This is a genomic window from Streptacidiphilus sp. MAP5-3 (genome assembly GCF_041262505.1).
GTDB lineage: Bacteria > Actinomycetota > Actinomycetes > Streptomycetales > Streptomycetaceae > Streptacidiphilus.
This window is the reverse complement of record NZ_JBGCCL010000064.1, coordinates 1-3,244: the sequence shown is the minus strand read 5'-3', so window position 1 is coordinate 3,244 and position 3,244 is coordinate 1. Positions and strand designations below refer to the sequence as shown.

At 57.5% G+C, this 3,244-nt stretch carries 1 rRNA gene; it reads right to left on the bottom strand.

Annotation, left to right across the window (positions count from 1 at the left end):
• Nucleotides 1-39: 39 nt before the first annotated feature.
• Nucleotides 40-3,141 (bottom strand): 23S ribosomal RNA (locus ABH928_RS36400).
• Nucleotides 3,142-3,244: the final 103 nt, after the last annotated feature.

Here is a 3,244-nt window from a genome sequence, read left to right as displayed (position 1 = left end):
GTCGCTGTCTCAGAACAGCACAGTGGACGCGTAGCAACTATGGACAAGCCCTCGGCCTATTAGTACCGGTCAGCTCCACCCCTCACAGGGCTTCCACATCCGGCCTATCAACCCAGTCGTCTACTGGGAGCCTTACCCACTCATGGTGGTGGGAGTCCTCATCTCGAAGCAGGCTTCCCGCTTAGATGCTTTCAGCGGTTATCCCTCCCGAACGTAGCCAACCAGCCATGCCCTTGGCAGGACAACTGGCACACCAGAGGTTCGTCCGTCCCGGTCCTCTCGTACTAGGGACAGCCCTTCTCAAGACTCCTACGCGCGCAGCGGATAGGGACCGAACTGTCTCACGACGTTCTAAACCCAGCTCGCGTACCGCTTTAATGGGCGAACAGCCCAACCCTTGGGACCTACTCCAGCCCCAGGATGCGACGAGCCGACATCGAGGTGCCAAACCATCCCGTCGATATGGACTCTTGGGGAAGATCAGCCTGTTATCCCCGGGGTACCTTTTATCCGTTGAGCGACGGCGCTTCCACAAGCCACCGCCGGATCACTAGTCCCTGCTTTCGCACCTGCTCGACCCGTCGGTCTCACAGTCAAGCTCCCTTGTGCACTTACACTCAACACCTGATTGCCAACCAGGCTGAGGGAACCTTTGGGCGCCTCCGTTACATTTTAGGAGGCAACCGCCCCAGTTAAACTACCCACCAGACACTGTCCCTGATCCGGATCACGGACCCAGGTTAGACATCCAGCACGACCAGAGTGGTATTTCAACGACGCCTCCACACCAACTGGCGTTGATGCTTCAAAGGCTCCCACCTATCCTACACAAGCCGAACCGAACACCAATATCAAGCTATAGTAAAGGTCCCGGGGTCTTTCCGTCCTGCTGCGCGAAACGAGCATCTTTACTCGTAATGCAATTTCACCGGGCCTATGGTTGAGACAGTCGAGAAGTCGTTACGCCATTCGTGCAGGTCGGAACTTACCCGACAAGGAATTTCGCTACCTTAGGATGGTTATAGTTACCACCGCCGTTTACTGGCGCTTAAGTTCTCAGCTTCGCCCGACCGAAATCGGACTAACCGGTCCCCTTAACGTTCCAGCACCGGGCAGGCGTCAGTCCGTATACATCGCCTTACGGCTTCGCACGGACCTGTGTTTTTAGTAAACAGTCGCTTCTCGCTGGTCTCTGCGGCCACCACCAGCTCAGGCAGCAAGTGCCATCACCAACGGTGGCCCCCCTTCTCCCGAAGTTACGGGGGCATTTTGCCGAGTTCCTTAACCATAGTTCACCCGAACGCCTCGGTATTCTCTACCTGACCACCTGAGTCGGTTTGGGGTACGGGCCGCCATGAAACTCGCTAGAGGCTTTTCTCGACAGCATAGGATCATCCACTTCACCACAATCGGCTCGGCATCAGGTCTCAGCCTTAATGTGCGGCGGATTTGCCTACCACACGGCCTACACCCTTACCCCGGGACTACCACCGCCCGGGCTGGACTACCTTCCTGCGTCACCCCATCGCTCAGCTACTACCCTGTTGGATCGGCGGCTCCACCACTCCCTTCGGTCCGAAGACCTCCGGGCGGCTTCACGGCCTTAGCATTCAAAGGTTCACCGTTGGCGCTTCAAAGCGGGTACGGGAATATCAACCCGTTGTCCATCGACTACGCCTGTCGGCCTCGCCTTAGGTCCCGACTTACCCTGGGCAGATCAGCTTGACCCAGGAACCCTTGGTCAATCGGCGCAAGAGTTTCCCACTCTTGTATCGCTACTCATGCCTGCATTCTCACTCGTATACCGTCCACCACTAGGTTCCCCTGCGGCTTCACCCGGCACACGACGCTCCCCTACCCATCACAGCCTCCGTTGGGAGTCATGCTGCAATGACACGGCTTCGGCGGTGTACTTGAGCCCCGCTACATTGTCGGCGCGGAATCACTTGACCAGTGAGCTATTACGCACTCTTTAAAGGGTGGCTGCTTCTAAGCCAACCTCCTGGTTGTCTCTGCGACTCCACATCCTTTCCCACTTAGCACACGCTTAGGGGCCTTAGCCGGTGTTCTGGGCTGTTTCCCTCTCGACCATGGAGCTTATCCCCCACAGTCTCACTGCCGTGCTCTCACTTACCGGCATTCGGAGTTTGGCTAAGGTCAGTAACCCGGTGGGGCCCATCGCCTATCCAGTGCTCTACCTCCGGCAAGAAACACACGACGCTGCACCTAAATGCATTTCGGGGAGAACCAGCTATCACGGAGTTTGATTGGCCTTTCACCCCTAACCACAGGTCATCCCCCAGGTTTTCAACCCTGGTGGGTTCGGTCCTCCACACGGTCTTACCCGCGCTTCAACCTGCCCATGGCTAGATCACTCCGCTTCGGGTCTTGGGCGCGCGACTCATTCGCCCTATTCGGACTCGCTTTCGCTACGGCTACCCCACACGGGTTAACCTCGCCACACACCGCAAACTCGCAGGCTCATTCTTCAAAAGGCACGCAGTCACCCCTAAAGGCTCCCACGGCTTGTAGGCACACGGTTTCAGGTACTATTTCACTCCGCTCCCGCGGTACTTTTCACCATTCCCTCACGGTACTATCCGCTATCGGTCACCAGGGAATATTTAGGCTTAGCGGGTGGTCCCGCCAGATTCACACGGGATTTCTCGGGCCCCGTGCTACTTGGGAGTTGCATAAGCGAGCCGTACAGATTTCGTCTACGGGGGTCTTACCCTCTACGCCGGACCTTTCGCATGTCCTTCGACTACCCATACGGTTTCTGACTCGCCCAGCCGCCGGCAGACGACTGAAACACAATCCCACGACCCCACAATGGCAACCCCTGCCGGGTCTCACACCACCATGGTTTAGCCTCATCCGGTTTCGCTCGCCACTACTCCCGGAATCACGGTTGTTTTCTCTTCCTGCGGGTACTGAGATGTTTCACTTCCCCGCGTTCCCTCCACACTGCCTATGTGTTCAGCAGCGGGTGACAGCCCATGACGACTGCCGGGTTTCCCCATTCGGACACCCCCGGATCAAAGCTCGGTTGACAGCTCCCCGGGGCCTATCGCGGCCTCCCACGTCCTTCATCGGTTCCTGGTGCCAAGGCATCCACCGTGCGCCCTTAAAAACTTGGCCACAGATGCTCGCGTCCACTGTGCAGTTCTCAAACAACGACCAGAAGGACAGCCTCGACAAGCGAGACCATTCCCTCAGGACCCAACAACGTGCCCGACACACA